The organism is Halobellus sp. MBLA0158 (genome assembly GCF_041477585.1).
In the GTDB taxonomy this organism is placed as follows: domain Archaea; phylum Halobacteriota; class Halobacteria; order Halobacteriales; family Haloferacaceae; genus Haloquadratum; species Haloquadratum rubicundus.
The window spans coordinates 1,996,821-2,022,405 of record NZ_JBGNYA010000001.1 but is presented as its reverse complement, the minus strand read 5'-3'; the positions used below and the strand labels follow the sequence as shown (position 1 = coordinate 2,022,405).

The window sequence follows — 25,585 nt, the reverse complement described above, 5'->3', positions numbered from 1 at the left end:
GAACGGACGTACCTATTTCGGCTCCCGTCTCGGCTCTTCCCAGGTGGGAATCGAACGGGTCACTTTTTATGCTCAAACCCGAATCGATTCGTATGGCTCAAGCGACGGAGCCCGCCGAATTCGGGGAGTGGCCGCTGAAGCGCCTGATGACCGAGGTCGTCGGCACGGGCGTCAAGTCCGCCGAGGACATGACGCGCGAGCAGGCGACAGAAGCGATGGAGCGGATCCTCGCCGGCGAGCCCGACCCCACCACGCTGGGGGCGTTCTGGCTCGCGAACCGCTGGAAGCACAACAACGCCGAGGAGCTCGCGGCCTACGCCGACGTGATCGCCGAGGACGTCGTCTACGCCGAGCCCGACGCCGACCCCGTCGACTGCGGGGCGAACTACGACGGCAAGGGCGACACCGCGATCCTGGGCGCCGCGGCGGGCATCGTCGCCGCCGGCGCGGGCACGCCGGTCGTCGTCCACTCCGGCGACCGCGTCCCGACGCAGAAACAGGACGCCTACAAGCACGTCCTCGACGAACTCGGGATCCGGACCGAACTCGTCCCGAACGAGAGCGCGGATATGGTCGACGAGACGGGCTTCGGCTTCTACTACCAGCCCGAGTTCGCGCCGCGGGTCCACGCCCTGTGGGACCGCCGCGATCAGATGGGCGTCCGCACGTTCGTCAACACCGTCGAGACGATCGCCAACCCCGCGAAGGCCGACGTCCACCTCGGCTCCTTCTACCACCTAGCGTTCGCGAAGAAGATCGTCGAGACTTTCGAGAATATGGACTCCCAGAGCCCCCACCGCGTCGTGATGTTCCAGGGGATGGAAGGCTACGACGACATCCGCCCCGGCTACACGAAGGTCGGCGAGTGGACCGACGGCGACTTCCGCGACTACGAGATCGAGACGCCCGAGTACGGGATGGACTTCGAGTACGAGGACCTCGAAGTCGACCCCGACGACGTCGCGGGCGACTCCGCGGACCTGACGGCGGAGATCATCGCCGGCGAGCGCGAGGACCACTTCGCCGACGCGGTCGCGCTCAACGCCGCCTTCCGGATCTACGCCCGCGAGGACGCCGAAACCCTCGACGAGGGCCTGGAGATGGCCCGCGAGAGCATCGACTCCGGCGCTGCTGCGGCCGTCCTCGAAGACCTCCGCGACTTCTGATACGGGCGTCTTCTCGTCCCGTCTCCTCGCCGCTGTTCGTTTCTGACCGCCGACACTCGTTTCCCCGCGGCCGCCGTGGGCCGAGTATGACCAGCGAGACGACCGCCGCGGACCGGATCCGCGCGTACTACGACGCGCTTAGGAGTGGCGAGCCGCTGTCTCCGTTCTTCGCGCGGGACGACGACATCGTGAAATACGGGATCACCGAGAAGCTGACCGGCTACGACGAGATCGAAGCGGGGCTCAGAGCGCAGACGCGAACGACGGCGGACTGGACCGTCGAGAGCGACGCGCTCTCGGTTACCGAACGCGACGACCACGCGTGGTTCTCCGACGACGTCCAAATGGCGTGGCGAGACGTCGAATCCGGGCGGGAATACGACTTCGAGAGTCGCTGGAGCGGGACGCTCGAACGGCGAGCGCGCGAGGGCGATGCCGACGGCGTCGGCGACGAAGCAGACTCGACGTGGCGCTTCGTCGGAATGCACGTGAGCGCCGTTCCGTCGGGGCCGCTCGCGGAGTGAGTCGGCGCGGGCGTCGAGAGGCCGAGTGGACACCGTTTTGTATCGGTCGCTCCTTCCTCCCCTATGGTCGACGACGCCGAACTCGAAAACCCCGAGAACCCCGTCGTGACGCTGTCAACCACGAAGGGCGACATCACCGTCGAACTGTTCGAACAGCGCGCGCCGCGCACAGTCGAGAACTTCCTCGGCCTCGCGACGGGCGACAAGGAGTGGAGCGACCCCGAGACGGGCGAGACCCGCACCGACTCGCTGTACGAGGGCACGGTCTTCCACCGCGTGATCGACGGCTTCATGATCCAGGGCGGCGACCCCGAGGGCACCGGCCGCGGCGGCCCGGGCTACACCTTCGACGACGAGTTCCACGAGGACCTGAACCACGACGAGGCGGGCAAGCTCTCGATGGCCAACCGCGGCCCGAACACCAACGGCTCGCAGTTCTTCATCACGCTCGACGCCCAGCCGCACCTCGACGGCCGCCACGCGGTCTTCGGGCAGGTCGTCGAGGGGATGAGCGTGGTAGAGGAGATCGGCGACGTGCCGACCGACAGCGACGACAAGCCGGTGAAAGACATCGAGATCGAGTCGGTCGACGTCGAGCAGTAGCGCCGCGTTTCCCGCGGACCTGACTGCCGTCCGTCGTTTCACTTTCACCCCGCTCCCGAACCCTTCTTAACCGTCCACGAGGAAGGACTCCGCAGATGACGTCTTTCCAGTCGACGCTCGGCGAGGAGGGCGGCGGGATCGCCGAGGAGCTGGCCGAGGGCCAGCGCGCCATCTCCATCGCCGAGTTCTTCGAGAAGAACAAGCACATGCTCGGCTTCGACTCGGGCGCGCGGGGGCTCGTCACGGCCGTCAAGGAGGCCGTCGATAACGCCCTCGACGCGACCGAGGAGGCCGGGATCAAGCCCGACATCTCGATCGAGATCAGGGAATCGGGCGATTACTACACCCTGATCGTCGAGGACAACGGCCCCGGGATCACCCGCGAACAGATCCCCAAGGTGTTCGGGAAACTGCTGTACGGCTCGCGGTTTCACGCCCGTGAGCAGAGCCGCGGCCAGCAGGGAATCGGCATCTCGGCGGCTGTACTCTACTCGCAGCTCACTTCCGGCAAGCCCGCGAAGATCACCTCCCGCACCCAGCGTTCGGAGACGGCCCAGTACTTCGAGCTAATCATCGACACCGACACCAACGAGCCCGAGATCCAGGTCGAAGAGGAGCGCGCACCGGGCGAGTCGGAACTCTCGCCGACTCACGGTACCCGCATCGAGATGGAGATGGAGGCGAACATGCGGGCGCGCCAGCAGCTCCACGACTATGTCAAGCACACCGCGGTCGTCAACCCCCACGCCCGCTTGGTTCTGGACGAGCCCGGCCTCGACGAGCCGCGGCGGTACGAGCGCGTCGAGGGCGCGTCCCTGCCTGCCGAAACCGAAGAGATCCGCCCGCACCCCCACGGCGTCGAGCTCGGGACGCTGATCAAGATGCTCAACGCCACCGAGTCCTACTCGGTGTCGGGCTTCCTCCAAGAGGAGTTCACCCGCGTCGGGTCGAAGACCGCCGACAAGGTCATCGACCGCTTCCGGGACCGGCACTTCGGCCGCGAGATGGGCTGGTCGGCGCCGCGCGAGCCCGAGACCGACCTCGAAACCGCGATCGAAGACAGCGTCGCGAACAAGGGCGCCGAGGCGACCGCGACGTTCGCCGAGCGCGTCGCTGACACCCTCCAGTCGCGCGAGCGGACGGCCCACAGCGAACTGGCGGGGATCGTCGACACCGTCGCCGACGACGTCGAGGACGAGTTCGACGCGAACTTCGGCGACACGGTGCGAGAAAACGCCGTCGAGGCGGCGTGGGCGGTCCTGACGGGGGACCTCGACTCGGACCTCTACGCGCTCGTCGACGAGGCCACGAGCACGCGGAAGGATGACGCGACCGTCGCCGGCATCGCCGAGCGGCTGGCCGACAAATTCCGCGACGGGGATCCGACGCACCGCGCCACGCGAGCGACCCTCGTGGACTACGTCGACCGCTCGGCGGATCTCCTGGTTTCGGAGGAGATCTCCTTCGGCGAGACCGCCAGGGAGAACGTCGTCGAGGCGGTCTGGGAGACGATGCGGACCGTCCCCGACGACGTCCCGAAGGTCCGGGAGGTCGCGGGCGAGCGCGACGTCGCCTCCGAACTCCTGGAGGCGATGCGCGAGACCGACATCCTCGCGCCGCCGACGAACTGCCTGTCGCCGATCACGGCCGAGCTCGTCGAGGCCGGCCTTCGAAAGGAGTTCGACGCCGACTTCTACGCCGCGGCGACGCGCGACGCGGAGGTCCACGGCGGCGACCCGTTCATCGTCGAGGCCGGCATCGCCTACGGCGGCGAACTCGAAGACGGGACGGTCGACCTCCTCCGCTTCGCCAACCGCGTGCCGCTCGTCTACCAGCGCGGGGCGTGTGCGACGACCGACGTCGTGAAGGGGATCGGCTGGCGGAACTACGGGCTCGACCAGCCCGGCGGGTCGGGGATGCCGAACGGCCCCGCGGTGATTATGATCCACGTCGCGTCCACGAACGTCCCGTTCACGAGCGAGTCCAAGGACGCCATCGCGAACATCCCCGCGATCGAAGACGAGATCGAACTCGCGATCCGCGAGGCCGCCCGCGACCTCAAGTCCTACCTCAACAAGCGGCGCTCGATGCAGAAGCGCCGGAAGAAGCAGGACGTCCTCGGGAAGATCCTCCCGGAGATGGCCGACAAGCTCTCGGAGGTCACGGATCGGCCGCGGCCCAACATCGACGGCGCCCTGGCCCGGATTATGAACAACGTCAGCGTCGAGCGCGAGGTCGACGGCGACAGCGTCACCCTGATCGTCGAAAACCACTCCGACCGCAACGAGGACCCCGAGATCACAGACATCGTCTCGGTCGAGCCCGCGGACCTCCCCGAGGACGCGAGCGTCGTCGACCTCGACGGCGAGTGGTTCGTCAAGTGGGAACCGACGGTCCCGGCGGGTGAGACGGTCGAACTCACCTACACGGCGAGCGGGGACGCGGAGTTCGACGTCGACGTCGACGGCATCGAAGCGGAGAAACTGACGGTCAACGCCTAACCATGAGCACGAAACAGGACGACGAAATCGCACAGGAACGGCTCGTCGATCTCGCCGCGGAGTTCTACGACCAGTTCGCGTCGGGCGAAGTGCCCCAGATGAACATCCCCACGCGGACGAAGTCGAACATCGTCTTCGACGAGGAATCGAAGGTCTGGGTCTACGGCGACCGCACGTCGACGCGGTCTGCCAACAGCGTCCGCGGCGCGCGGAAATTGCTGAAGGCCGCCTACGCAATCGAGTTCCTCGTCAATCAGTTGGAGGCCGACCGCTCGTCGACGCTGCGTGAGCTGTACTACCTCTCGGAGTCGTGGGACAACGAGGAGGCGCAGTTCTCGAGTCAGGACGAGTCGAACCAACTGATCGAGGACTTAGAGATCGTCTCGGGCGTCACCCGCGAGGACTTCCACATGCGCCCCGAGGAGTCGGGTGCGACGCTTATGGGCCCGCTCGAACTCCGCGAGCAGACCCGCCGCGGCGAACGGGAGATCCACTGCCAGAAGGACGTCGGCGAGGGAGGCTACCAGATCCCCAACAACCCCGACACGATCGACTTCCTCGATCACGACATCGACTTCGTGCTCTGCGTCGAGACCGGCGGGATGCGCGATCGCCTCGTGGAGAACGGCTTCGACGAGGAGTACAACTGCCTCGTCGTCCACCTGAAGGGCCAGCCGGCCCGGGCGACCCGCCGGATCACGAAGCGCCTCCACGACGAACTCGACCTGCCGGTCGTGGTCTTCACAGACGGCGACCCGTGGTCCTACCGGATCTACGGCTCGGTCGCCTACGGCTCGATCAAGTCCGCGCACCTCTCGGAGTACCTCGCGACGCCCGAGGCGCGCTTCGTCGGGATCCAGCCGGAGGACATCGTCGAGTACGACCTCCCCACCGACCCGCTGGCGGACTCGGACGTCAACGCGCTCGAATCCGAACTGGAGGACCCCAGATTCGAGACCGACTACTGGACCGAGCAGATCGAACTCCAGCTCGACATCGAGAAGAAGGCCGAACAGCAGGCGCTGGCCTCCCGCGGGCTGGACTTCGTCACCGACACGTACCTCCCCGAGCGGCTGTCGGCGATGGGCGTGCTCTGAGCCTCCGGAAGGCTCCGGCGAGCGAGGCACTCTCCCTCTCACGAATATCAAATACGATACTCGGAGGCTTGCGTTTATTTCCTAGGTCTCCCAAAGCCGCGTATGAGCAGCATCGGAGAGCCAATCGGGGCGGGAGAACTGTCGGGTCCGGAGCCGCTCGTCAGGTACTCCCGGGACCGCGACGAGGACGGGACGAACGCGGTCGTCTCGGCGTTCTGTGAGCCCCCGCTCGACGGCGTCCCCACCGAGGCCGAGACGCTGTACACGTGGGTCGACGCGGACGCGATCGACGATCTACTCGACTCCGCGCGGGCGAACCTCCGCCTGTCGGCGGTGATCTGGGAGTACCCCGTGGTGATTACCAGCGACGAGATCGAGGTCTACGAGCCGGGTACCGCCGTCGAGTGACCGCCGTCGACCCCGCCGCCGTCACCGAGCAATCGATCCGCTACTGTCCGTCGGCCAGGCGCTCGACGCGGGCGAGCGTGTCGGCGTCGCTCGGGGATTTGTCCTCGCGGACGTCGACGAACCGGGGGAATCGGAGCGCGTACTCCGAGGAGTAGGTCGGCGAGCGCTGGATCTCCTCGTAGCCGACCTCGAAGACGACCGCGGGCTCGATGTCGACGGTCTGTCCCTCCTCGCGGACGATGTGCGGTTCGAGCCGCTCGGTCAGCGATTCGAGTCGCTCGTCGGTGATGCCGGTCGCGACCTTCCCGAGCGTGGCGTAGGCGTCGTCGGTCGCGTCGGTCCGGTCGGCTTCCTCGATCCGCGCGGACACGAGGAACGTCCCGAGGAGGTTCGCGCGCCGGCCCTCGCCCCACTCGGCGCCGGTGACGACGAGGTCGAGCGTCTCCACGTCGGGCTTGCGCTTCAGCCAGTTACGGCCGCGCTTGCCCGGCGCGTAGGTCGAGCCCGGATCCTTGAGCATAATCCCCTCGTGGCCCGCCGATAGCGCCGCGTCCTCGATCTCGGCGATCTCCTCGGGGTCGTCGGTGACGGTGAGGTCCGAGACGGCGTCGGTGTGACCGAGCAGTTCCTCCAGTCGTTCGTGGCGCTCCGACAGCGACGCGTCCAGCAGGTCCTCCCCGTCCGCGTGGAGGCAGTCGAAGGCGCGGAGTTCGACGCGGACCTCGTCGCGCATCCGCTCGACGTCGTACTTCCGGCGGAAGCGGCGGAGCACCTCCTGGAAGGGACAGGGCGAGCCGTCGTCGGCGACGGCGACGATTTCCCCGTCGAGGACGGCGGGACCGTCCAGTTCGCGGTCGACGAACTCCACGACCTCCGGCAGCGGGTCGGTGACGTCGTCCATATTCCGCGAGAACAGCCTCGTCCCCTCGCCATCGTGGTGGACCTGGACGCGCGCGCCGTCGAACTTCGTCTCGACGGCCGCCTCGCCCCAGTCATCGACGGCCTCGGTCGCGGTCCCGGCCTGCGCGAGCATCGCCTGGACCGGGCGACCGACCTCCAGGCCGATGTCGTCGAGCCCCGCGCGCCCGTCCTCGCGAGCCACCTCGGCCACCATCCCGTAGTCGTTCGAGACCTGCAGGGCGCGCTCGACGGCCGCGACGGCGTCGTCCGCGGGCGAGATCGGCTCGTCGTCGGAATCTTCGTCATCCCCGTCATCGGCCTCCGCCTCTCCAGCCTCCGACTCGTCGCCCGTCTCGCCGTCGAGGAACGCGAGCGCGACTGCGTCGCGGACGGTCCCCTCGCCGACGCCGATCCGCATCTCGCCCAGCACGAGTCGCGCGAGGACCTTCGCTTCGCTCGGCGACGCGCGGTTGAACAGGCCGAAGAGGGTGTCGAGCCGCCGGCGCTCGCTCCCGTCGCCGGTGACCCGCGCGATCTCACGGAGCGTTTCGTCCACCTCGGCGACGGTCAGGTCGTCGCCGTCGTCGCCGGCGAAGGCGCCCAGGCCGCGCTGTCCGCCGAAGTCGTAGGTGGCCGCGACGGCGCCGATCTCGCCGATCTCCGCGAGGTCGGCTTCGACGTCGTCGGCCGTGACGTTCTGTCCCGCGGCGCGCGCGATGGCCTCGTGGAGGAGGGCCGGCCCGACGTCGAGCGTCGTCGAGTCCCACGCCGGGAAGACGCGCCCCTGGAGGAACCGCACGACGGTCGGGAGATCCTCGTCGGCTTCGGCGAAGAGATCGGCCGCGAGACCGATCGTCGCCAGGTCGCCCGGTTCCGCCTCCAGTTCCTCGGCGCGCGCTGCCAGCGCTGCGAACTGCATCGACTCCTCCTATCCGGCGGGCCGACAAGAGTCCGCCGACTCGAACCGACTGCGTCGGGCGGCCGCGAGCGTCGCCGCGGGACCCGAGCCACGGGATTGAAGCCCTCCGGCCGTCCAGGGAGTCCTATGACCGAGGAGCTGGCGGCAGACGTGCGCGACGCCCTCGCCGTCGACGCCGAGGAGTTCGAGGCCCAGGCCCGGACGGACGCCGAGGTCGTGAAGTCGGAGCTCCGGGAGGGAACCTTCGACAACCACCAGTCCATCGTCGGCCTCGAATACGAATTCTACGCCGTCGCGGACGGCCGCTGGTCGGCCTCCGACGACGACGCCGACACCTACGGCCTGATGCGCGTCCCCCGTCGACTGCTCGAACTCATCGGCTTCGAGAAGGAACTTGGGCTCCACAACGCCGAGATGACGACCAGCCCCCAGCCCCTGAACCCCGCCGGACTCCGCGCCCAGGAGTCGGAGGTGCGCGCCCGACTGGCCGCGGCCCTGGACTGCACGGGCGCCGAGGGGATCCGGCTCGTCAGCGACGGCCTCTGGACGATTCCCCCCGCCGGCGAGACGGCCCGGGAGTACCTCACCGGCAGCGTCGAGGCCGAGGGCGTCCGCATCGCGACGAACATGAGCGGCGCCGTGCGGTATCACACGATGGCGAACGGGCCGAACGCCGCCGAGGAGATGACGATCGACGCGCCGAACGTCTCGCTGTCGGCCGACACGGTGATGCCCGAGTCGCTCATCACCTCGATCCAGCCCCACTTCCAGGTCGCTCACGCCGCCGACCTCCCGACGCTCTTCACGTACGCGCTCCGGATCGCCGGCCCGCTGCTCGCCCTCGGGGTAAACTCCCCGTTCTTCCCGCCGGACCTCTACGACGACGTCGGCGCCCAGAAGATCCTCTCGGAGGGCTACGCCGAGAATCGCATCGTCGTCTTCGAGTCGGTGCTCAACACCGACGACGTGAAGAAGGTGCGCTTCCCCGACGACCTGGAGACCGTCGAACAGGCGGTCGACCGCGTCGCCGCCGACGACACGATGGTCCCGATGCCCGTCGAGGAGGGCAACCGCTTCGACGACGAGTTCGCGACCCTCCGCCGGAAACACGGCACGTACTGGCGGTGGGTCCGCCCGGTCTTCGACGGCGCCTCGCGCTCGTCGGCGAACGCCCGGATCGAGTTCCGCCCGCTGGCCGCCCAGCCGACGGTGCGGGACTCGGTCGCCTTCCAGGCGACGTTCGCGGGGCTGATGGAGAGCCTGCCGCGGCGCCGCCACCCCGCGACCGACCAGTCGTGGTCGACCGCCAGACAGAACTTCTACGCGGCGATGCGCGACGGGCTCGACAGCCGCCAGCGGTGGATCCGCAACGACGGCGCGGAGACGATGGACAAAGCGGAGATCTACGAGGACATCTTCGCCCACGCGGTCGACGGGCTCACCGCCGCCGGCTGTACCGAAGAGGAGGCCGAAAAGTACGTCAGCCCGCTCCGGGCGCGGGTCGAACACGAGACGACGCCCGCAGACTGGAAGGTCGCGCGGGTGAGAGAGTACTTGGCCGACGGCGACTCCTTCGCCGACGCCGTCACCGGGATGCAGCGCGACTACATCCGGAAGCAGCGGGAGACGCTCCTGGACGGGTCGTTCGCGGACTGGCTGTAGTCGGGACTCGACGGTCGAATCCAAGAGAAGACGCGTCGAGCCGTGACCGCGGGGCGCCCGTCTACAGGACGTCGTCGAAGTCCTTGTGCTGGGTGATGTCGACGCCGTCTTCGGTGACGACACAGACGTTGATGCCGTTGCCCGAGGCGAGGTCGCGCTCGACGGCGCTCTTGATCGAGCGGGCGGCCACGGACTTTGCCTCCTCGATCGAGAGGTCGTCGCTGTACTCCTGTTCGAGGACACCGAGGGCGTACTGGCTGCCCGAGCCCGTGACGGTGTACTCCTCTTCGAGGATCGACCCGGCCGGGTCGATGCTGTAGATGTGGGGGCCCTCCTCGTCGACGCCGCCGAGGATGGGCTGGACGATGAAGAACGCGCCCGAGCGGAGGAAGTTGCCGAGGAGCGTCGAGAGCGCCTGCATACTCATGTCCTCGCCGCGACGGGCCTCGTAGAGGCGGACCTCGGCGCGGATCGAACTGATGAGCGACTGCGCGGCCGAGACCGACCCGGCGATGGTCAACGCGCCCGTCGGGTGGATCTCTTCGACCTTCTGGACGTTCTTCGAGGAGACCATCCGGCCGAGGCTCGCGCGCATGTCGGTCGCGAGCACGACGCCGTCTTCGGTCTTCAGCCCGACCGTGGTCGTCCCCGTCTTGGTCTCTTTGTCGCCCATCTGTTGGGCCCGCTGTTCGGCGTTCTCGAACTCGCCGAGTTCCGGCGCAAATACGCCGGAGTGCTCGCCGTTCAGCGGATCGAGACGCCCCGAAACGTCGTCGCTCGTAGGAGTACGCATTACCCGCAGTTAACGCCCGCCGCTGATAAATGCCACCCTTCCCACCGCTGTTGCCCGTATCGCCCCGCCGGCCGCGTCGACGCCGCAGGCGCCCGCGTAGCCGACGCTGACGGCGTAGCGACGTCCGCACAGAAACAGCGTTTCGATCCCTAGCGACCCTCGGCCCCGCCGTCGGCGCGCTCGTAGGTCCGTTCTGCGGATTCGATGAGCGGGCGGACCGGAAGCGTGAGTCCCAGACGCCGCGCGGCGAGCGCGACCGGCATCGCGAGGATGCCCAACAGCAGTGTCGTCTGATACAGTACGAGGGTAATGCCCCGGTGCAGGTCTTCTATCATCGCCTTGGCGTTCCCGCGGCAGCCGGTGTATATAAGCTTTTCTCGTCGAGTCTGTGGCGCTGGCCGACGCTGTGATGCGGTTCTGTCGTTCGCCACGGATCCCCGGACGATTCCGATTCTCACCGAGCGCGAGCCGTACGAACGGGCTCAACAGCACGGTTCGTTCGCATAAGTTATGCGCAGTATCGGAGTGGCGTACGCACCGTAGGGTGCCTGAAATGGACGATCTCAGTGTCACGGAGTCGCACCCGCGGGATCGAACCACAAGACACGAAACCCCACGGCACCACCTGCTCGTATGAGCAACTATCTCGTCGCGATGGAGGCCGCGTGGCTGGTCCGCGACGTCGAGGACATCGACGACGCCATCGGGGTCGCCGTCAGCGAGGCCGGAAAGCGACTCAACGACAAGGACAAGGAGTACGTCGAGGTCGAGGTGGGCGCTACGCCGTGTCCCGCCTGCGGCGAGCCGTTCGACTCGGCGTTCATCGCCGCGAACACGGCGCTCGTCGGACTCCTCCTGGAGATCGACGTGTTCAACGCCGACAGCGAGGAGCACGCCTCCCGGATCGCCAAGAGCGAGGTCGGCGGCGCACTGCGGGACGTCCCCCTCGACGTCATCGAGGTCGTCGAGACCGAGGCCGACGAGGACGACCGGGACACAGAGCGCAGTCAGTGAGCGGCCGGCCCCGAAACACTTTCGTATAACTTCGGGTAATTAGGGGTATGGACCTTCCCACGCCCGAGGACCTGCGTCAGCGTCGCACCGAGCTCGACCTGACGCAGAGCACGCTCGCCGAGATGGCCGAGGTCTCTCAGCCGCTCATCGCCCGGATCGAGGGCGGCGACGTCGACCCCCGGCTGTCGACGCTCCGTCGGATCGTCAACGCGCTCGAAGAGGCCGAAGGCAGCGTCGTCCGCGCGGAGGACCTGATGAACGACGACGTCACGAGCGTCGCCCCCGACGACTCGGTGCGCTTCGCCCGCGACGTGATGCTCGACGAGGGCTTCTCCCAACTGCCAGTCATCCGCGACGGCCGCCCCGTCGGGATCATCTCCAACAGCGACATCCGGCACGCACAAGAGCAGGACGACGTCGGGACGCTCCCCGTCGCGGACGTGATGCGGGAGTCGGTCACGACCGTCGAGCGGTCGGCGACGTTAGAAGAGATCGACGCGGCGCTGGATCACCACTCCGCGGTCCTGGTCGTCGAGGGCGGCGACACCATCGGCATCATCACCGAGGCCGACGTCGCCGCACATCTGTAATCCGGTTGCGAGGCCGCTTCGTCCCGCCCTCAGAGTTCGAGCCCGCGGATCGAAACGCCCGTTCCTTCTTCGACGCGGCCGATCACGCGGCCCTCCGTGTCATCGGCGAGCGCCTCGGCGTCGTCGGGCGCGAGCGCGCAGACGAAGCCGGTCCCCATGTTGAACGTCCGGTGCATCTCCTCGTCGGAGACGTTGCCCGCCGACTGGACGAACTCGAAGACGGGCTGGGCGTCGAAGGGATCCTCGATCACGTAGCGGTGCTCGCCCAGCCGTTCGAGGTTCGTCCACCCGCCGCCGGTGACGTGGGCCGCCGCGCGGACGTCGTGGTCGCGCATCGGATCCAGCAGATGGGTGTAGATCCGCGTCGGTTCGAGGAGCGCCTCCCCGAGGGTGTCGTAGTCGCCGAACGGACAGGGATCGGTGTACTCGTGCTCGCGGGTGACCGCCGTCCGCGCGAGCGTCAGCCCGTTGGAGTGGATCCCCGAGGACGAAAAGCCGACGAGCGCGTCGCCCGGTTCGGCCTCGCCGGGGAAGACGGCGTCCTTGGCCGCGAGGCCGGCGCAGGTGCCCGCGAGATCGAGGCCGCGGACGACCTCGGGCATCACGGCCGTCTCGCCGCCGACGAGTTCGATGTCGGCCGCCTCGGCGCCCGCGTCGAGCCCCTGGCCCACCTGCTCGGAGAACGTCTCGTCGGGCTCGTCCACCGCGAGGTAGTCGACGAACGCCACCGGGCGGACGCCGGCCGCGACGAGGTCGTTGGCGTTCATCGCGATGCAGTCGATACCGACCGTCGAGTAGTCCGCCAGCGCCTCCGCGACGAGGAGCTTCGTGCCGACCCCGTCCGTCGCCAGCGCGAGGTAGCGGTCGCCGATGTCGAGCAGCCCGGCGTAGTCGCCCTCGCTCTCGCCGACGGCGCCGATCAGCGCCGCCGTCGCCGCCTCGCTGGCCTCGATGTCCACGCCCGCGTCGGCGTAGGTCAGTTCCTCGTCGTCGGCGTCCGAGCCCCCCGGAGCCGCGTCGTCGTCGCTCATACGCGGACACCCGCGGCGAGGAATCAAAATACGTCCGGTCTGCGAGCGCGCTGAGGTCCCGTTCGGATCTGTTCACCACAAGCGGCGAGAACGTATCAGATCAGTCTTTGAACGATCTACGGCCTTCTAAAACGCTCGTAAAACGTCGCCAAAGTGCCGGGAGCCCGCGGTGAACGGTCGCGAAACGACTGAACGCTCTCGGCGTTATATGGGGGTCCCGCCCCTTCGTACGGACGAGAACAGATGTCCAGTGTCCCCGAATCTTTCGATCCCTCCATCGAACGCGACGCGCTCAGGCGGCCGATCGACCTCGCGGCCGTCGCGGCCGACGTCGGACGCCGCGGCGTCGCGGCCGTCGGCTTCTGGATCGCGGTCCTGCTCCCGGCGGCCTACCTCCCGCTCCTCGCGGGCGGGCTCACCGGGAGCGAGGGCGCGCTGTTCGCCGGCCTGCTCGCGGCGAACGCGCTCGCCCTCGTCGCCGGGCACGGCCACCGACAGCCGTCGGCGGACCGCGACTGATCAGAACCCGAACCCGACGACGAAGGCGCCGATCGTCAGCACCACCGAAGGGACGAAGAAGGCCGCGAACGCCGTTTTGCTCCAGCCCAGTACGGTCTTGCCGTCGAGCGGTCCGAAGGGGAGCATATTGAACGTCGCCAAGAAGAGATTGATCGTCAGCCCGCGCGAGCCCGCGAGCGCGACGAACTCCGAGTTCACCAGCAGGCCGACGAAGAACACCGGGAGGAACACGACCGCGAGGACGATATTCGTCGCCGGGCCGGCCAGCGCGATCAGCCCGTGTTCCCGCCTGGTGAGTCGGCCGCGGTGGTGGACCGCGCCAGGGGCCGCGAAGATGAAGCCGGCGAGCGCGCTCACCACGGCCAGAAAGAGCATCCCGTAGTCGGCGCGGAACTCCGCGACCTGGCCGAACCGGACGGCGACGACCTTGTGGGCGACCTCGTGGAGGAGAAAGCCCATCCCGGCGGTGAGCAGGCTGAGCAGGAGCGGGCCGACGATGCCGCCGCGGAGGATCCCGGTCACGGCGCGCTGGCCGCCGCCGGCGAAGAAGATGGCGAACGCGAGACCGAGCGCGATCCACGCGAGCGCCAGGTCCCGGAGTTCCTTCGAGCTGAACGAGAGGCTGGGACTGGGCGCGCTCATCGTGGGCGAGGTTGGGGCGAGAGCGTGATGGCCCTTGTGGGCACGGGTGCGAGTGCGGATGCGGACCGCACGCGAGCCTCGGCAGCGCCGGTCGCTCTGTTCATCCGAGCACGCTCCAGAGGATCTCCCAGCCGTTCCGCGCGCCCTCGAAGAGGAGCCGAGTCACGCCCGCCGCGCCGCCGAGGTCGAGCGCGAACAGGGGCAGGAGGTACGCGACGAACAGCGCGGAGGCGACGATGCTGCCGACGTTCGTCGCCGCCACGACGACGATGAGGCGGAACAGCGGGACGGCGAACATCTCCTCCAAGAGATCGGGGATCGGCTTTTCCTCGTCGGCGAGCAGTTCGTTGAGCGTCCCGATGTCGGAGATGTTCACGGGGTCGTGCTGGAGTTCCATATAGCCCGTGAACCACCCGGGCGCGAGGAAGGGGTTGATCGAGGTCATCCACGCGACGGCGCCGCCGACGAGCGACGACGACCACCGCGCGCCCGCGGCCTTCGCCAGCCCCGCGGCGAAGAGGCCGTTGACGAGGAACCACGCGCCGAACAGCCGGAGCAGGGTGCCGTCGCCGGCCGACGACAGCGCCAGCAGGACGAAGAAGCCGACGACGACGACCGAGATGCCGGTGCCGACGACCTTCGCCCACGGGATCCGGCCGCTCTGGGTGCCCGTGAGCGACTCCATCGGCGGGAGTTCCTCGGGGTGGTCGAGGTAGCGCTCGATCCCCTCGCGGTGGCCCGCCCCGACGACGGCGACGACGTCGGCGCCGGTCTGTCTGAGCGCGATCAGCTTGTGCGCGATGAACGCGTCGCGCTCGTCGATGAGCGCCTGCGCGCCGCCGGGCGAGAACTGCCGGAACTCCTCCATCATCGCGCTCACGACGTCGGTGTCGGTCATCTCGGACATATCCAGTTCCTCGACGTCCTCGACGTCGCCGTAGCCGAACGAGGCCGCGAACTGCCCGAGCACGCCGCCGACGAGCAGGCCGCCGAAGACGCCCAGGGTCATACTTCCGACGACGCGAACGACGAAGGACCCGAGCAGGTCGGTGACGGGCGCGGCGAGCCCGAGTCCGACGCCGCCGATACCGCCCGCGGCGACGCCGATGCCGAGCGCGGCGAGCAGGCGGTCTTCGGTCGAGGCCATCGACGCCGAAGCGATCCAGACGGCGACCGCGGCCGCGACACCCAGGATCGCGCCGCCGGCGACCCTGGAGAGCACCGGGAGTCCGATGCCGACGCTGCCGCCGAAGATCGCGACGAGCGGGCCGAAGACCAGTCCGAGGATCGTCCCTCCCGCGAGCCCCACGCCGCGGCTGTCGCCGATGCCGAACGCGAGGCCGCCGACCATCCGGAGCTTCTCGACGAGGCCCATCTGCGACCAGAAGCGCCGCATCGTCTCGTTGATATCGCGGTCGACGAGCGCGACGTCGATGCCCAGTTCCTCGGCGGTCTCAACTGCCGAAAGCATATCCGCGCCGGGCGTCACGTCGAACTTCTCGCCCAGGCGCGCCTGGACGTACGAGAGCATCCAGTACGCGATGAACTGGAACACCGTGTTGCCGGAGAGCAGATCGCTCGGCTCGATGTCGTCGGGCTCGCCGCCCTTCAGTTGCTGGTACCGGCCCTCGTCCAGTTCGACGGCGACGACGTCGGGGCGCTCGGCCTCGATCGTCTCCTCGACCTCGCGGACGCTCTCTTCGGAGACGTGGGCGGTCCCGACGACGCGGACGCGACCCTCCTCGGCCGCTTCCTGACTCATTGGTCCTCCTACCGCGCGGTGGTTTTTACCCCTGTCGGAGCGATCGGCCCGCCCTCGCGTCGCCCTCTCGTCAGCCGGCGGATCCGCCCGACTGGCGCGGCCGCCCGACCGCTTATGTTATTATCTCACTGGAACGTGTGTTTGGTTGATGAGTTCAGGGGAGCAAGGGTGGCGCGATCGGGCGGACGTACTGGAGGGGCGGGCGATCCGGATGCCGCTACGGAACTACGAGGACGAGCTGCAGCTCCACAAGACGGCGATGAAGCTCGCGGAGGGGTGCCGCCGGAAGGCCGATATGCTCTCTGACCCCTCGATTTCGGTCGCGACGGCCTACGACCGGGAGTTCGAGTACATCGCCGAGCGGTGCAAATACCGGCTTCGCCAGGTCGCCGGCGACGACTACGAAGACGTCGCGAGGGCGTACATTATGGGCGAGCGCGACGATCTGGCCGGCGAGCTCGCCGTCTACTACCTCGAAGCGCTGTGGCGCATCCAGCGGCGTTCGACCGTCCCGGGGATGCTGTTTTTCCCGCTGATCATCCGATACCCGGACAGCTACACGGCGAACCTCCGCTTCCCGCACGTCCACACCACGACCGAGTCGGTCCTCTTCGAGTCGCCGGAGCACGGCGAGGTCGGCCCCGACGACCCGCACGCCCAGCAGTACTTCGACGAGAGCCAGTACGAGCAGGAGCGGGCGGCGGACTACCTCCGGCGGGCCACGTGGACCTACCGCGAGCAGTTCCCGCATCCCGACGACCTCCCGGAGGACGTGCCGGTCTACGGGGGCATCGTCGGCGCGGCCGGCCGCCGGGGATCGATGTTCACCGAGATGCTGGCGCCCGTCGAGCCCGACCGGGATCGGTTCGACGAGCCCATCACCGAGCCGACGCTCGTGCCGGCGGGCAAGGAGGCCGAGCGGACCGCGCGGGAGTACCTCCCGTCGGGGACCGAAATCGTCGGATGAGGGGTCCACTCCGCGGTCGCAACGCAGTCGCTTTCCGATTCACGCCGTGAGTGCCGCAGAATCAACGCTCGCGACGCTTTCTGATTCAGATCCGTCCGTAGAACCGAACTGCTCGCGTCGCTCGCAGATTCGGATGCGGGGGACGGGATTTGAACCCGCGGACCCCTACGGGAGCGGATCTTAAGTCCGCCGCTTTTGGCCTGGCTCAGCCACCCCCGCGCACACGGGGATTCCGGGGACGTCGGGTTAGTGGTTTCGTTTCGCCCGACCGCTCGCGCTACCAGTCGACGCTGAGCGTCCCGTCGCCGTGCGGGTCCGGCGCGATCTCCTCGTCGGTCCGGCGGTCGACGACGTGGATGACGCCCTTGTCCTTCTTGCCGGGGCAGATCTCCGCGGCCCGGACGTTCTCGTCGAGTTCGTCCTCGCCGATGTAGTACGACTGGGGCCGTCCGAGCCCGGATTTAATGTCCATCTCCCAGTTGTCGGCGACCTCGGCACAGCGGCCCGCGCCGATGCATTTGTTCCCCTCGAAGATGATCTTGTACGGCTTCTCCGAGACCGGCGGCGCGTCCGTCTCGTTGCCGATCTCGCTCGGCTTCGGGGCGTCGCGTTCGGCGTCGCTCATACGTGTCGGTAGCGCGGGCGATGCCTTTGTGCTGTCGGTTCGACTGACTCCGCATTCTCCTTCTCGCGCCCGCGCGTGCGAGGGTTTAAGAACGGACGTGGCTTAACGAAGATACGTTCAATGTCACGCGATACAGAGTACGGTGCCGGGCAGATCCAGGTTCTGGAGGGCCTCGAGGCCGTCCGGAAGCGCCCGGCAATGTACATCGGGTCGACGGACTCTCGCGGCTTACATCATCTCGTCTACGAGGTCGTCGACAACGCGATCGACGAGGCCCTCGCGGGCTACTGTGACCACATCGAAGTCACCCTCCACGGCGACGGCTCGGTGTCGGTCTCGGACAACGGCCGCGGCGTCCCGGTCGACACCCACGAGCAGTACGACCGACCCGCCGTCGAGGTCATCATGACGGTCCTCCACGCCGGCGGGAAGTTCGACAACAAGTCCTACCAGGTCTCCGGGGGGCTCCACGGCGTCGGCGTCTCCGTCGTCAACGCCCTCTCCGAGCGCCTGGCGGTCGAGATCAAACGCGACGGCGCGCTGTGGCGCGACAGCTTCGACCACGGCGAGCCCGAGGAGGGCGCCTTCGAGCGCGTCCGCGACCTCGAGGATGGCGAAGAGACGGGCACGACCGTCCGCTTCTGGCCCGACGGCGACATCTTCGAGACCGTCGAGTTCGACTTCTCCACCCTGGAAAGCCGACTGCGCGAACTGGCCTTCCTCAACTCCGGCGTCGAGATCCGGCTGGTCGAGGAGGCCGGCCGCGACGATGCGCCCGAGGGCGAGCGCGCCGACGAGGACGTCCCAGAGGACGTCGCCCGCGAGCGGACGTTCCTCTACGAGGGCGGCATTCGGGAGTTCGTCCGCTACCTCGACGAGACCAAGACAGTCCTCCACGACGACGTCATCTACTACTCGGATTCGGAGAACGACATCGAGATCGAGGTCGCGATGCAGGCCACAGAGGAGCTCCAGGGCTCGATCCACGCCTTCGCGAACAACATCAACACCCGCGAGGGCGGGACCCACCTCACGGGGTTCAAGACGGCGCTCACCCGCGTCGTCAACGACTACGCCAAGGAGCAGAATCTCCTGGACGATCTGGATTCCCTGAAGGGCGAGGACGTCCGCGAGGGCCTCACCGCCGTGATCTCGATCAAGCACCCCGACCCGCAGTTCGAGGGCCAGACGAAGACCAAACTCGGCAACAGCGAGGTCCGGGGCATCGTCGAGTCGGTGACCCACGAGAAGCTCGGGACCTACCTCGAAGAGCACCCCGACACCGCCCAGGCGATCGTGATGAAGGCCGTCGAGGCCGCGAAGGCCCGCAAGGCCGCCAAACAGGCTGAGGAGCTCACCCGGCGGAAGTCCGCCCTGGAGTCGACGTCGCTGCCGGGCAAGCTCGCGGACTGTCAGAGCCGCGACCCCAGCGAGTCCGAACTGTTCGTCGTCGAGGGCGACTCCGCCGGCGGCTCGGCGAAGCAGGGCCGCGACCGGCGGTTCCAGGCGATCCTCCCGCTGAAGGGGAAGATCCTGAACGTCGAGAAGCACCGGCTCGACAGAGTGTTGGAGAACGACGAGGTCCGTGCGCTCATCACCGCGATCGGCGCGGGCGTCGGCGAGGAGTTCGACATCGACGACGTGCGCTACGAGCGCATCATCCTGATGACAGACGCCGACGTCGACGGCGCGCACATCCGCACGCTCCTTCTCACGCTCTTCTACCGCCATATGCGTCCGCTCGTCGAGGCCGGCTACGTCTACGCCGCCAAGCCGCCGCTGTACCGCGTCAGGTACCGCGGCGAGACCTACGACGCGATGACGGAAGCCGAGCGCGACCGCATCATCGAGGAGCAGTGCGACGGCAACCCCACCCAGGTCCAGCGGTTCAAGGGCCTCGGCGAGATGAACCCCGAACAGCTCTGGGACACGACGATGAACCCCGAGAACCGGGTGTTGAAGCAGATCACCGTCGAGGACGCCGCCACCGCCGACAAGATGTTCTCGGTGCTGATGGGCGACGCCGTCGAGCCGCGGAAGCAGTTCATCAAGGAGCGAGCCACCGAAGCGGAGTGGGTCGACATATGAGCTCGGACGCCCCCGAGAAGTTCGATCCCGGCGCGGGCATCGCCGCCGAGGTCGAGACCGCCCGGATCGAACAGGAGATGGAACAGTCCTACATCGACTACGCGATGTCGGTCATCGCGGGCCGGGCGCTGCCCGACGTCCGCGACGGCCTCAAGCCGGTCCACCGCCGCATCCTCTATGCGATGCACGAGTCGGGCGTGACCGCCCGCTCCTCGCACCGGAAGTCCTCCTCGATCGTCGGCGAGACGATGGGTGACTACCACCCGCACGGCGACTCCGCCATCTACGACACGCTCGCGCGGATGGCCCAGGACTTCTCGATGCGGTACCCCCTCGTCGACGGCCAGGGGAACTTCGGCTCGGTCGACGGCGACCCGCCGGCCGCGATGCGCTACACCGAGGCCCGGATGGCGCCGATCGCCGAAGAGCTGCTGGCCGACATCGAGATGGACACCGTCGACTTCCAGTCCAACTACGACGACCGGCTGGAAGAGCCTGAGGTCCTCCCCTCCGCGTTCCCGAACCTCCTCGTCAACGGCTCCTCGGGCATCGCCGTCGGGATGTCGACGAACATCCCGCCGCACAACTTAGGGGAAGTGATCGACGCGACGACCCACCTCATCGAGCACCCCGACTGCACGGTCGAGGACCTGATGGAGCACGTCAAGGGGCCGGACTTCCCGACCGGCGCGAACATCGTCGGCCGCAACGCGATCCACAAGGCGTACAAGACGGGTCGCGGCCGGATCCGCGTCCGCGCGGAGTTCGAGGTCCAAGAGGACAGAATCGTCATCACCGAACTCCCCTACCAGGAGAACAAGGCGCGCCTCGTCGAGCGGATCGCCGACGACGTCAACGAGGGGAAGATCGAGGGCATCCGCGACCTCCGCGACGAGTCCGACCGCGACGGCATCCGCGTCGTCGTCGAACTCAAGCGCGGCGCCAACGCCGAGGTGGTCAAGAACCAACTGCTCGAACACCACCTCGAATCCACCTTCGGCGTCATCAACCTCGCGCTTGTCGACGGCCAGCCGAAGGTCCTCGATCTGAAAGAGACCCTGGAGGAGTACCTCGACCACCGCCGCGAGGTCGTCCGCCGCCGCTCGGCCTACGAACTCGAAGAGAAGGAAGACCGCGCGCACATCCTCGAAGGGCGGCTGACGGCCCTGGAGAACGTCGACGACGTGGTCGACGTCATCCGCAATTCGGAGAGCCGCGACGACGCCAAGGCCGCACTGCGCGGCGAGCACGTCGTCGAGGTCGACGGCGAGGCGCTGCCGACCTTCGACTTCTCGGAGGCGCAGGCCGACCACATCGTCGCGATGCAGCTCGGCTCGCTCACCGCGATGGAGGCCGGCGAGATCGAAGACGAGTACGAGGAGGTCCAGGCCCGCATCCGGAGATTGGAGACGATCCTGAACGACCCCGACGAGCTCGACGCCGTGGTGGAGTCCGAACTGGAGGAGATCAAAGACGAGTACGACGACGACCGCCGGACCTCGATCGTCGAGGACACCGGGACGGTCACCCACGAGGACCTCATCGCCGAGGAGGACGTCGTCGTCGTCGTCACCGAAGACGACTACATCAAGCGGATGCCCCTCGATAATTTCCGCGCCCAGCACCGCGGCGGCAAGGGCATCATCGGGACTGAACTGAAGGAGGGCGACCGCGTCTCGTCGGTGTACGTCGCGAGCACGCACGACTACCTCCTGTACTTCACCAACCACGGTCAGGTCTACCAGCTCAAGACCTACCAGGTGCCGGAGATGTCCCGGACCGCCCGCGGGAAGTCGGCGGTGAACCTCCTCGACTTAGACGACGGCGAGGAGATCACCGCCGTCGTCAACACCGCCGAGATGGAGGCCGACGAGGAGAAGTACCTCACGATGGCGACCCGGAACGGCTACGTGAAGCGGACGAGCGTCGAGCAGTTCCAGAACATCCGCTCGACCGGGATCATCGCGACGAAGCTCGACGAGGACGACGCGCTGGCGGACGTCGAGGTCACGGACGGGAGCCGGGACCTGATCCTCGCGAGCCGCGACGGGATGGCGATCCGCTTCGAGGAGGCCGACGTCCGGTCGATGGGCCGCTCGGCGCGCGGCGTTCGGGGGATCAACCTCGAAGGCGACGACGAGGTGGCCGCGCTCGCGGCCGTCGAGCCCGACCGCCACGAGTGGGTGCTGACCGTGACCGAACACGGCTACGGCAAGCGGACCGACGTCGACCAGTACCGGCGGCAGTCCCGGAACGGCAAGGGGCTCATCGACATCAAGACCAACGACCGCAACGGGCGCGTCTGCGAACTGGAGACCGTCGGCCCCGGCGATCACCTGTTCGTGATGAGCGGCGACGGGCAGATCCTCCGAACCCCGGTCGAGGACATCTCGACGGTCGGCCGCAACACGATGGGCGTGATCGTGATGGACTTGGAATCCGGCGACGCCGTCGCCAGCGTCGACGTCCACCCCGGCGAGACGGCGGCCGACGAGGTCGCGGCCGACGCCGACTCGGACGCCGAATCGGAAGGGGAGTCCGCGTCCGCATCCGGCGACGGCGACGGGGACTGACGGCGGGGGATCTACTGGCCCGCCGCGCGACCTGACACCTTCGAACCGGTCGATTTCACCGGAAACGTGGTGTGGGGGCGCATCGCACGCCCGTCACAGGATCTGTTTTCCGAGCGCGCTCGCCGCCAGCTCCGTCGCCAGTGCCGCGGTCTCGTTGTGCTCGTCGAGGATGGGGTTCACCTCGACGAGTTCCAGCGAGCGCAGGCAGTCGCACTCGGCGACCGCCTCCAGCGCCGCGTGGGCCTCCCGGTACGTGACGCCGCCGCGGACGGGGGTTCCGACGCCGGGCGCCTCGCGGGGGTCGAGCCAGTCGAGATCGAGGCTGACGTGGACGCCGTCGGTCCCGACCGTCGCGACGTCGAGGGCGTCGTCGACGACCGCCGGGATCCCACGCTCGTCGATGTCCGACATCGTGAACGCCGTCACCGGGGAGTCCCGGATGGCCCGCCGCTCGTCGCCGTCGACGTCGCGGAGGCCGACGAGCGCGACGTTCTCCGCGTCGAGGCCGACCGCGTTCGCCCACTCGACGCCGTCGAACTCGCCGACGCCGAGGAGCGCCGCCAGCGGCATCCCGTGGACGTTCCCCGACGGCGACGTCGCCGGCGTGTTGAAGTCGCCGTGGGCGTCGAACCAGACGGCGCCGACCCGCGCGTCCCGGGCCGATCCCGTGACCGAGCCGATCGCCACCGAGTGGTCGCCGCCGAGGACCAGCGGCGTCTCCCCGGCCGCGAGCGTCTCGGCGACGCGGTCGGCCAGCCGGGTCGCGACCTGGCGGGTCTCCCGGAGGAACTTCGCCCGGCCGCTCGCGAGCGTCTCGGCCTCGGGGTCGCGCTCTTCGGCCCGCGGCGCCGGGATGTCGCCGCCGTCGACGACGTCGATGCCGATCTGTCTCAGCTGGTCGGCGAGGCCCGCATAGCGGATCGCCGAGGGACCCATATCGACGCCCCGGCGGTTGGCGCCGTAGTCGGTCGGCGCACCGATGATCTGGACCGTTCGCGTCACTCCGTCCATAGGCCTTCACGAGCCAGAACGCACAAAGTGATTCCGCCGACGGTGCCGACGACGAAGGGAGCGGACCCGAGCGCTATGTTCCGATATTGAGATACCGGTACGGTTTCGGGTCGAAAATCGGGTGACTGTTTGACAGTCGGTAAAACCATCCACCGGATTTAAGGCCGTATACGGCGAATGATCGGGTATGTCATCCATCGAACTGACGTCCAGTCAGAAAACTATTCTGACGGCGCTGATAAATCTCCATCGCGAGACCGAAGATGCAGTCAAGGGCGAGGACATCGCCGCCGAGGTGGACCGTAACCCCGGCACGATCCGGAACCAGATGCAGAGCCTGAAGGCCCTCCAGTTGGTCGAGGGCGTCCCCGGCCCCAAGGGCGGGTACAAGCCGACCGCGAACGCCTACGAGGCGCTCGACGTCAATCAGATGGACGAGCCCGCGTTCGTCCCGCTCTTCCACGACGGCGAGGAGGTCGAGAACGCCAACGTCGACGAGATCGACCTCTCGTCGGTTCACCATCCGGAACTCTGCCGCGCGGAGATCCACATCCAGGGCTCGGTACGGGAGTTCCACGAGGGCGACGAGGTCACCGTCGGCCCGACGCCACTCTCGAAGCTCGTCATCGAGGGCGTCGTCGACGGCAAGGACGACACCGGGAACATCCTGATCCTCCGGATCGAGGACATGCGCGCGCCCGTCGGCGACGCCTCGCACTGATCTCTCGGCGCTTTCCGCCTCTCGACTCGCCTCTGCCGCCGTTCCCGACTGTCGACTCTGCCACGCCGCCGGCATCGTAGCATCCCGGACAGCCGCGGCTCCCACGCTTCCGTCTGATAGTGATTACTCCGCACGCCGATCGTTGCGTGCAGGGTTGCTCCGTCGGGGCGTCGCGCCGCCGACGAGTGGACGCTGCTACGGATGCCGGATTACAGGCTGTCCCACGCGTCCAGCGCGTGGCGCGGCGAGGCGACGTCGGCGATCCAGCGGGCCGCGATCGTCTTCTTGAGGTTCCGCGCGGCGGGCCCGCCGAAGACGTTCATCGGGAAGCGGCCCAGCACCGGCAGTTTGACGTCGTGGGCGACGGCGTCGTCGCCGACGGAGACGACCGTCCCCTTGTCGTCGTGCCGCCAGGTCTTCAGCGGCTTGCCCGCGACGGCGCGGGCGACGTTCTCGCCGGCGACGTCGGCGGCCTGCCAGGCGGCCTGGGCGGTCGGCGGCGCGACGTCGTCGGGACCCTGCTCGACCAGGGCGGTGTCGCCGAGCGCGAAGACGCGCTCGTCGGAGGTCTGGAAGTCCGCGTCCGCGAAGACCCGGTGCGAGCGGTCGTCCTGGTCGAGGTCCATCCCGTGGACCTCGTCGTGGCCGGTGATCCCGCCGGTCCAGATGAGGACGTCGTAGTCGAGCGCCGGGTCATCCTCGCCGTCGCCGAGGTAGGCGGTCTCCTCGTCGACCTCGGAGATGAAGTCGCCGGTGAGGATCTCGACGTCGAGGTCTTCGAGGCGCTTGCGGAGCGCGCCCTGGAGTTCGGGGTCGTTGCCGGGGAAGACCTCGTCGAGGCCCTCGACGAGCGTGACGTCGATCGGCGCGCGGTGCTCGTCGCGGTACTCCGCGATCTCGCCCGCGGTCTGGATGCCCGAGAGGCCCGCGCCGCCGACGATGACCTGTGCGGGGTCGTCGCGGGAGGCGTCCTCTGCGGCCGCCTTCACGTCGGCGTGAATCGCGCGGGCGTCGTCGAGGCTCTTCAGTTCGTGGGCGTGTTCTTCGAGCCCGTCGATGCCGAAGAAGGCCGTGCCCGACCCGACGGCCAGGAGGAGGTAGTCGTAGTCGACGTCCTCGCCGCCGTCGAGTTCGACGACGCGCTCGTCGACGTCGACGTCCGTGACGTGCCCCTTGACGAACGCCGTCGAGTCGGATTTGACCTCGTCGATCGGGATCGCGATCTTCGATTCGACGCTCGGGTCGCGGATGCAGCGGTGGACCTCGTGGAGGACGAGGTGGTACTCGTTCTCGGAGATCCAGGTGAGTTCCGCATCGGAATCGAGTTCATCTTCGAGCCGTTTGACGGCGCCGGCGCCCGCGTAGCCGGAACCGACGACGACGACCTGCGTACTCATACGCGACTCTGCGGCGGCATCGAATAAAGGGACTGCGAAACGCCGCCGACGCCGAAATCCGCCGTGGTGCGG

The 25,585-nt window shown here is 68.1% G+C and carries 23 protein-coding genes and 1 tRNA gene; 14 read left to right on the top strand and 10 right to left on the bottom strand.

Features of this window, described 5'->3' with window-relative positions; genetic code table 11:
* The first annotated feature begins 92 nt into the window (after nucleotides 1-92).
* From OS889_RS10355 to OS889_RS10330, 6 genes are all read left to right on the top strand, one after another.
* Nucleotides 93-1,166 (top strand): anthranilate phosphoribosyltransferase, encoded by a 1,074-nt coding sequence (locus OS889_RS10355; protein WP_372389648.1) that lies wholly within the window; start codon nucleotides 93-95, stop codon nucleotides 1,164-1,166.
* 86 nt (nucleotides 1,167-1,252) lie between these two features.
* Nucleotides 1,253-1,690: a nuclear transport factor 2 family protein gene (locus OS889_RS10350; RefSeq protein WP_372389647.1), complete on the top strand. Its 438-nt coding sequence runs from the start codon at nucleotides 1,253-1,255 to the stop codon at nucleotides 1,688-1,690.
* A gap of 63 nt (nucleotides 1,691-1,753) precedes the next feature.
* The gene (locus tag OS889_RS10345; protein ID WP_372389646.1) at nucleotides 1,754-2,293 is read left to right on the top strand and encodes a peptidylprolyl isomerase; all 540 of its coding nucleotides are present in this window, start codon (nucleotides 1,754-1,756) and stop codon (nucleotides 2,291-2,293) included.
* Between the two features lie 95 nt (nucleotides 2,294-2,388).
* Entirely contained in the window at nucleotides 2,389-4,794 is a 2,406-nt protein-coding gene (locus OS889_RS10340) for a DNA topoisomerase VI subunit B (RefSeq protein ID WP_372389644.1), read from the top strand.
* Nucleotides 4,795-4,796: 2 nt separating this feature from the next.
* Entirely contained in the window at nucleotides 4,797-5,891 is a 1,095-nt protein-coding gene (locus OS889_RS10335; protein WP_372389642.1) for a DNA topoisomerase IV subunit A, read from the top strand.
* 102 nt (nucleotides 5,892-5,993) lie between these two features.
* Nucleotides 5,994-6,299 (top strand): HalOD1 output domain-containing protein, encoded by a 306-nt coding sequence (locus OS889_RS10330; protein ID WP_372389641.1) that lies wholly within the window; start codon nucleotides 5,994-5,996, stop codon nucleotides 6,297-6,299.
* Nucleotides 6,300-6,339: 40 nt separating this feature from the next.
* Here the strand turns inward: OS889_RS10330 and ligA are convergent, their stop codons facing one another.
* A complete protein-coding gene (gene ligA / locus OS889_RS10325) occupies nucleotides 6,340-8,118 on the bottom strand; it encodes an ATP-dependent DNA ligase LigA (protein WP_372389640.1) in 1,779 nt (592 codons plus the stop codon).
* Nucleotides 8,119-8,244: 126 nt separating this feature from the next.
* Here ligA and OS889_RS10320 point away from each other — a divergent pair, with 126 nt between their 5' ends.
* On the top strand, nucleotides 8,245-9,780 hold the full coding sequence (locus OS889_RS10320; RefSeq protein WP_372389638.1) for a glutamate-cysteine ligase family protein: 1,536 nt from the start codon (nucleotides 8,245-8,247) through the stop codon (nucleotides 9,778-9,780).
* 61 nt (nucleotides 9,781-9,841) lie between these two features.
* Here OS889_RS10320 and psmB read toward each other — a convergent pair whose 3' ends face one another.
* Both psmB and OS889_RS10310 read right to left on the bottom strand, forming a co-directional pair.
* Nucleotides 9,842-10,573, bottom strand: coding sequence for an archaeal proteasome endopeptidase complex subunit beta (gene psmB, locus OS889_RS10315; RefSeq protein ID WP_372389637.1), 732 nt, complete (start codon nucleotides 10,571-10,573; stop codon nucleotides 9,842-9,844).
* 149 nt (nucleotides 10,574-10,722) lie between these two features.
* Entirely contained in the window at nucleotides 10,723-10,908 is a 186-nt protein-coding gene (locus tag OS889_RS10310; protein ID WP_372389636.1) for a hypothetical protein, read from the bottom strand.
* A gap of 298 nt (nucleotides 10,909-11,206) precedes the next feature.
* On the opposite strand from OS889_RS10310, the gene OS889_RS10305 reads away from it, so the two are divergent.
* Nucleotides 11,207-11,587 (top strand): DUF555 domain-containing protein, encoded by a 381-nt coding sequence (locus OS889_RS10305; protein ID WP_372389635.1) that lies wholly within the window; start codon nucleotides 11,207-11,209, stop codon nucleotides 11,585-11,587.
* A gap of 47 nt (nucleotides 11,588-11,634) precedes the next feature.
* A complete protein-coding gene (locus OS889_RS10300; protein ID WP_372389634.1) occupies nucleotides 11,635-12,177 on the top strand; it encodes a CBS domain-containing protein in 543 nt (180 codons plus the stop codon).
* A gap of 29 nt (nucleotides 12,178-12,206) precedes the next feature.
* On the opposite strand, the gene purM is transcribed toward OS889_RS10300, so the two are convergent.
* Nucleotides 12,207-13,208: a phosphoribosylformylglycinamidine cyclo-ligase gene (purM, locus tag OS889_RS10295; RefSeq protein WP_372389633.1), complete on the bottom strand. Its 1,002-nt coding sequence runs from the start codon at nucleotides 13,206-13,208 to the stop codon at nucleotides 12,207-12,209.
* A gap of 243 nt (nucleotides 13,209-13,451) precedes the next feature.
* On the opposite strand from purM, the gene OS889_RS10290 reads away from it, so the two are divergent.
* A complete protein-coding gene (locus tag OS889_RS10290; RefSeq protein WP_372389632.1) occupies nucleotides 13,452-13,727 on the top strand; it encodes a DUF8028 family protein in 276 nt (91 codons plus the stop codon).
* On the opposite strand, the gene OS889_RS10285 is transcribed toward OS889_RS10290, so the two are convergent.
* Both OS889_RS10285 and OS889_RS10280 read right to left on the bottom strand, forming a co-directional pair.
* A complete protein-coding gene (locus OS889_RS10285) occupies nucleotides 13,728-14,369 on the bottom strand; it encodes a zinc metalloprotease (protein WP_372389631.1) in 642 nt (213 codons plus the stop codon). It lies immediately after the preceding gene.
* Between the two features lie 100 nt (nucleotides 14,370-14,469).
* Nucleotides 14,470-16,131, bottom strand: a complete 1,662-nt coding sequence (locus OS889_RS10280) for a TraB/GumN family protein (protein ID WP_372389630.1) — start codon at nucleotides 16,129-16,131, stop codon at nucleotides 14,470-14,472.
* A 148-nt stretch (nucleotides 16,132-16,279) separates the two neighbouring features.
* On the opposite strand from OS889_RS10280, the gene OS889_RS10275 reads away from it, so the two are divergent.
* Nucleotides 16,280-17,098 carry an HVO_2248 family motility-related protein gene (locus OS889_RS10275; protein WP_372389628.1) on the top strand — a complete coding sequence of 273 codons (819 nt, stop codon included), beginning with the start codon at nucleotides 16,280-16,282 and terminating at the stop codon, nucleotides 17,096-17,098.
* Between the two features lie 134 nt (nucleotides 17,099-17,232).
* Here OS889_RS10275 and OS889_RS10270 read toward each other — a convergent pair.
* Nucleotides 17,233-17,317: transfer RNA gene (locus OS889_RS10270), tRNA-Leu, on the bottom strand.
* 58 nt (nucleotides 17,318-17,375) lie between these two features.
* Nucleotides 17,376-17,723, bottom strand: coding sequence for a ferredoxin (locus OS889_RS10265; protein WP_372389626.1), 348 nt, complete (start codon nucleotides 17,721-17,723; stop codon nucleotides 17,376-17,378).
* A gap of 120 nt (nucleotides 17,724-17,843) precedes the next feature.
* On the opposite strand from OS889_RS10265, the gene gyrB reads away from it, so the two are divergent.
* Nucleotides 17,844-19,811 carry a DNA topoisomerase (ATP-hydrolyzing) subunit B gene (gene gyrB, locus OS889_RS10260; RefSeq protein WP_372389625.1) on the top strand — a complete coding sequence of 656 codons (1,968 nt, stop codon included), beginning with the start codon at nucleotides 17,844-17,846 and terminating at the stop codon, nucleotides 19,809-19,811.
* On the top strand, nucleotides 19,808-22,384 hold the full coding sequence (gyrA, locus tag OS889_RS10255) for a DNA gyrase subunit A (RefSeq protein WP_372389624.1): 2,577 nt from the start codon (nucleotides 19,808-19,810) through the stop codon (nucleotides 22,382-22,384). Before gyrB ends, gyrA begins: the two co-directional genes overlap by 4 nt.
* A 93-nt stretch (nucleotides 22,385-22,477) precedes the next feature.
* On the opposite strand, the gene rocF is transcribed toward gyrA, so the two are convergent.
* Nucleotides 22,478-23,395, bottom strand: coding sequence for an arginase (gene rocF / locus OS889_RS10250; protein WP_372389623.1), 918 nt, complete (start codon nucleotides 23,393-23,395; stop codon nucleotides 22,478-22,480).
* A gap of 187 nt (nucleotides 23,396-23,582) precedes the next feature.
* Here rocF and OS889_RS10245 point away from each other — a divergent pair, with 187 nt between their 5' ends.
* Nucleotides 23,583-24,116, top strand: coding sequence for an Rrf2 family transcriptional regulator (locus tag OS889_RS10245; protein WP_372389622.1), 534 nt, complete (start codon nucleotides 23,583-23,585; stop codon nucleotides 24,114-24,116).
* Between the two features lie 209 nt (nucleotides 24,117-24,325).
* On the opposite strand, the gene OS889_RS10240 is transcribed toward OS889_RS10245, so the two are convergent.
* Nucleotides 24,326-25,513 (bottom strand): NAD(P)/FAD-dependent oxidoreductase, encoded by a 1,188-nt coding sequence (locus tag OS889_RS10240; protein ID WP_372389621.1) that lies wholly within the window; start codon nucleotides 25,511-25,513, stop codon nucleotides 24,326-24,328.
* Between the last annotated feature and the right edge of the window lie 72 nt (nucleotides 25,514-25,585).

What these genes read in the sequence shown, in the direction of transcription:
- OS889_RS10355 (WP_372389648.1), top strand. Translation starts at nt 93, where the DNA reads ATGGCTCAAGCGACGGAGCCCGCCGAATTCGGGGAGTGGCCGCTGAAG.
- OS889_RS10350 (WP_372389647.1), top strand. Translation starts at nt 1,253, where the DNA reads ATGACCAGCGAGACGACCGCCGCGGACCGGATCCGCGCGTACTACGAC.
- OS889_RS10345 (WP_372389646.1), top strand. Translation starts at nt 1,754, where the DNA reads ATGGTCGACGACGCCGAACTCGAAAACCCCGAGAACCCCGTCGTGACG.
- OS889_RS10340 (WP_372389644.1), top strand. Translation starts at nt 2,389, where the DNA reads ATGACGTCTTTCCAGTCGACGCTCGGCGAGGAGGGCGGCGGGATCGCC.
- OS889_RS10335 (WP_372389642.1), top strand. Translation starts at nt 4,797, where the DNA reads ATGAGCACGAAACAGGACGACGAAATCGCACAGGAACGGCTCGTCGAT.
- OS889_RS10330 (WP_372389641.1), top strand. Translation starts at nt 5,994, where the DNA reads ATGAGCAGCATCGGAGAGCCAATCGGGGCGGGAGAACTGTCGGGTCCG.
- ligA (WP_372389640.1), bottom strand. Translation starts at nt 8,118, where the DNA reads ATGCAGTTCGCAGCGCTGGCAGCGCGCGCCGAGGAACTGGAGGCGGAA.
- OS889_RS10320 (WP_372389638.1), top strand. Translation starts at nt 8,245, where the DNA reads ATGACCGAGGAGCTGGCGGCAGACGTGCGCGACGCCCTCGCCGTCGAC.
- psmB (WP_372389637.1), bottom strand. Translation starts at nt 10,573, where the DNA reads ATGCGTACTCCTACGAGCGACGACGTTTCGGGGCGTCTCGATCCGCTG.
- OS889_RS10310 (WP_372389636.1), bottom strand. Translation starts at nt 10,908, where the DNA reads ATGATAGAAGACCTGCACCGGGGCATTACCCTCGTACTGTATCAGACG.
- OS889_RS10305 (WP_372389635.1), top strand. Translation starts at nt 11,207, where the DNA reads ATGAGCAACTATCTCGTCGCGATGGAGGCCGCGTGGCTGGTCCGCGAC.
- OS889_RS10300 (WP_372389634.1), top strand. Translation starts at nt 11,635, where the DNA reads ATGGACCTTCCCACGCCCGAGGACCTGCGTCAGCGTCGCACCGAGCTC.
- purM (WP_372389633.1), bottom strand. Translation starts at nt 13,208, where the DNA reads ATGAGCGACGACGACGCGGCTCCGGGGGGCTCGGACGCCGACGACGAG.
- OS889_RS10290 (WP_372389632.1), top strand. Translation starts at nt 13,452, where the DNA reads ATGTCCAGTGTCCCCGAATCTTTCGATCCCTCCATCGAACGCGACGCG.
- OS889_RS10285 (WP_372389631.1), bottom strand. Translation starts at nt 14,369, where the DNA reads ATGAGCGCGCCCAGTCCCAGCCTCTCGTTCAGCTCGAAGGAACTCCGG.
- OS889_RS10280 (WP_372389630.1), bottom strand. Translation starts at nt 16,131, where the DNA reads ATGAGTCAGGAAGCGGCCGAGGAGGGTCGCGTCCGCGTCGTCGGGACC.
- OS889_RS10275 (WP_372389628.1), top strand. Translation starts at nt 16,280, where the DNA reads ATGAGTTCAGGGGAGCAAGGGTGGCGCGATCGGGCGGACGTACTGGAG.
- OS889_RS10265 (WP_372389626.1), bottom strand. Translation starts at nt 17,723, where the DNA reads ATGAGCGACGCCGAACGCGACGCCCCGAAGCCGAGCGAGATCGGCAAC.
- gyrB (WP_372389625.1), top strand. Translation starts at nt 17,844, where the DNA reads ATGTCACGCGATACAGAGTACGGTGCCGGGCAGATCCAGGTTCTGGAG.
- gyrA (WP_372389624.1), top strand. Translation starts at nt 19,808, where the DNA reads ATGAGCTCGGACGCCCCCGAGAAGTTCGATCCCGGCGCGGGCATCGCC.
- rocF (WP_372389623.1), bottom strand. Translation starts at nt 23,395, where the DNA reads ATGGACGGAGTGACGCGAACGGTCCAGATCATCGGTGCGCCGACCGAC.
- OS889_RS10245 (WP_372389622.1), top strand. Translation starts at nt 23,583, where the DNA reads ATGTCATCCATCGAACTGACGTCCAGTCAGAAAACTATTCTGACGGCG.
- OS889_RS10240 (WP_372389621.1), bottom strand. Translation starts at nt 25,513, where the DNA reads ATGAGTACGCAGGTCGTCGTCGTCGGTTCCGGCTACGCGGGCGCCGGC.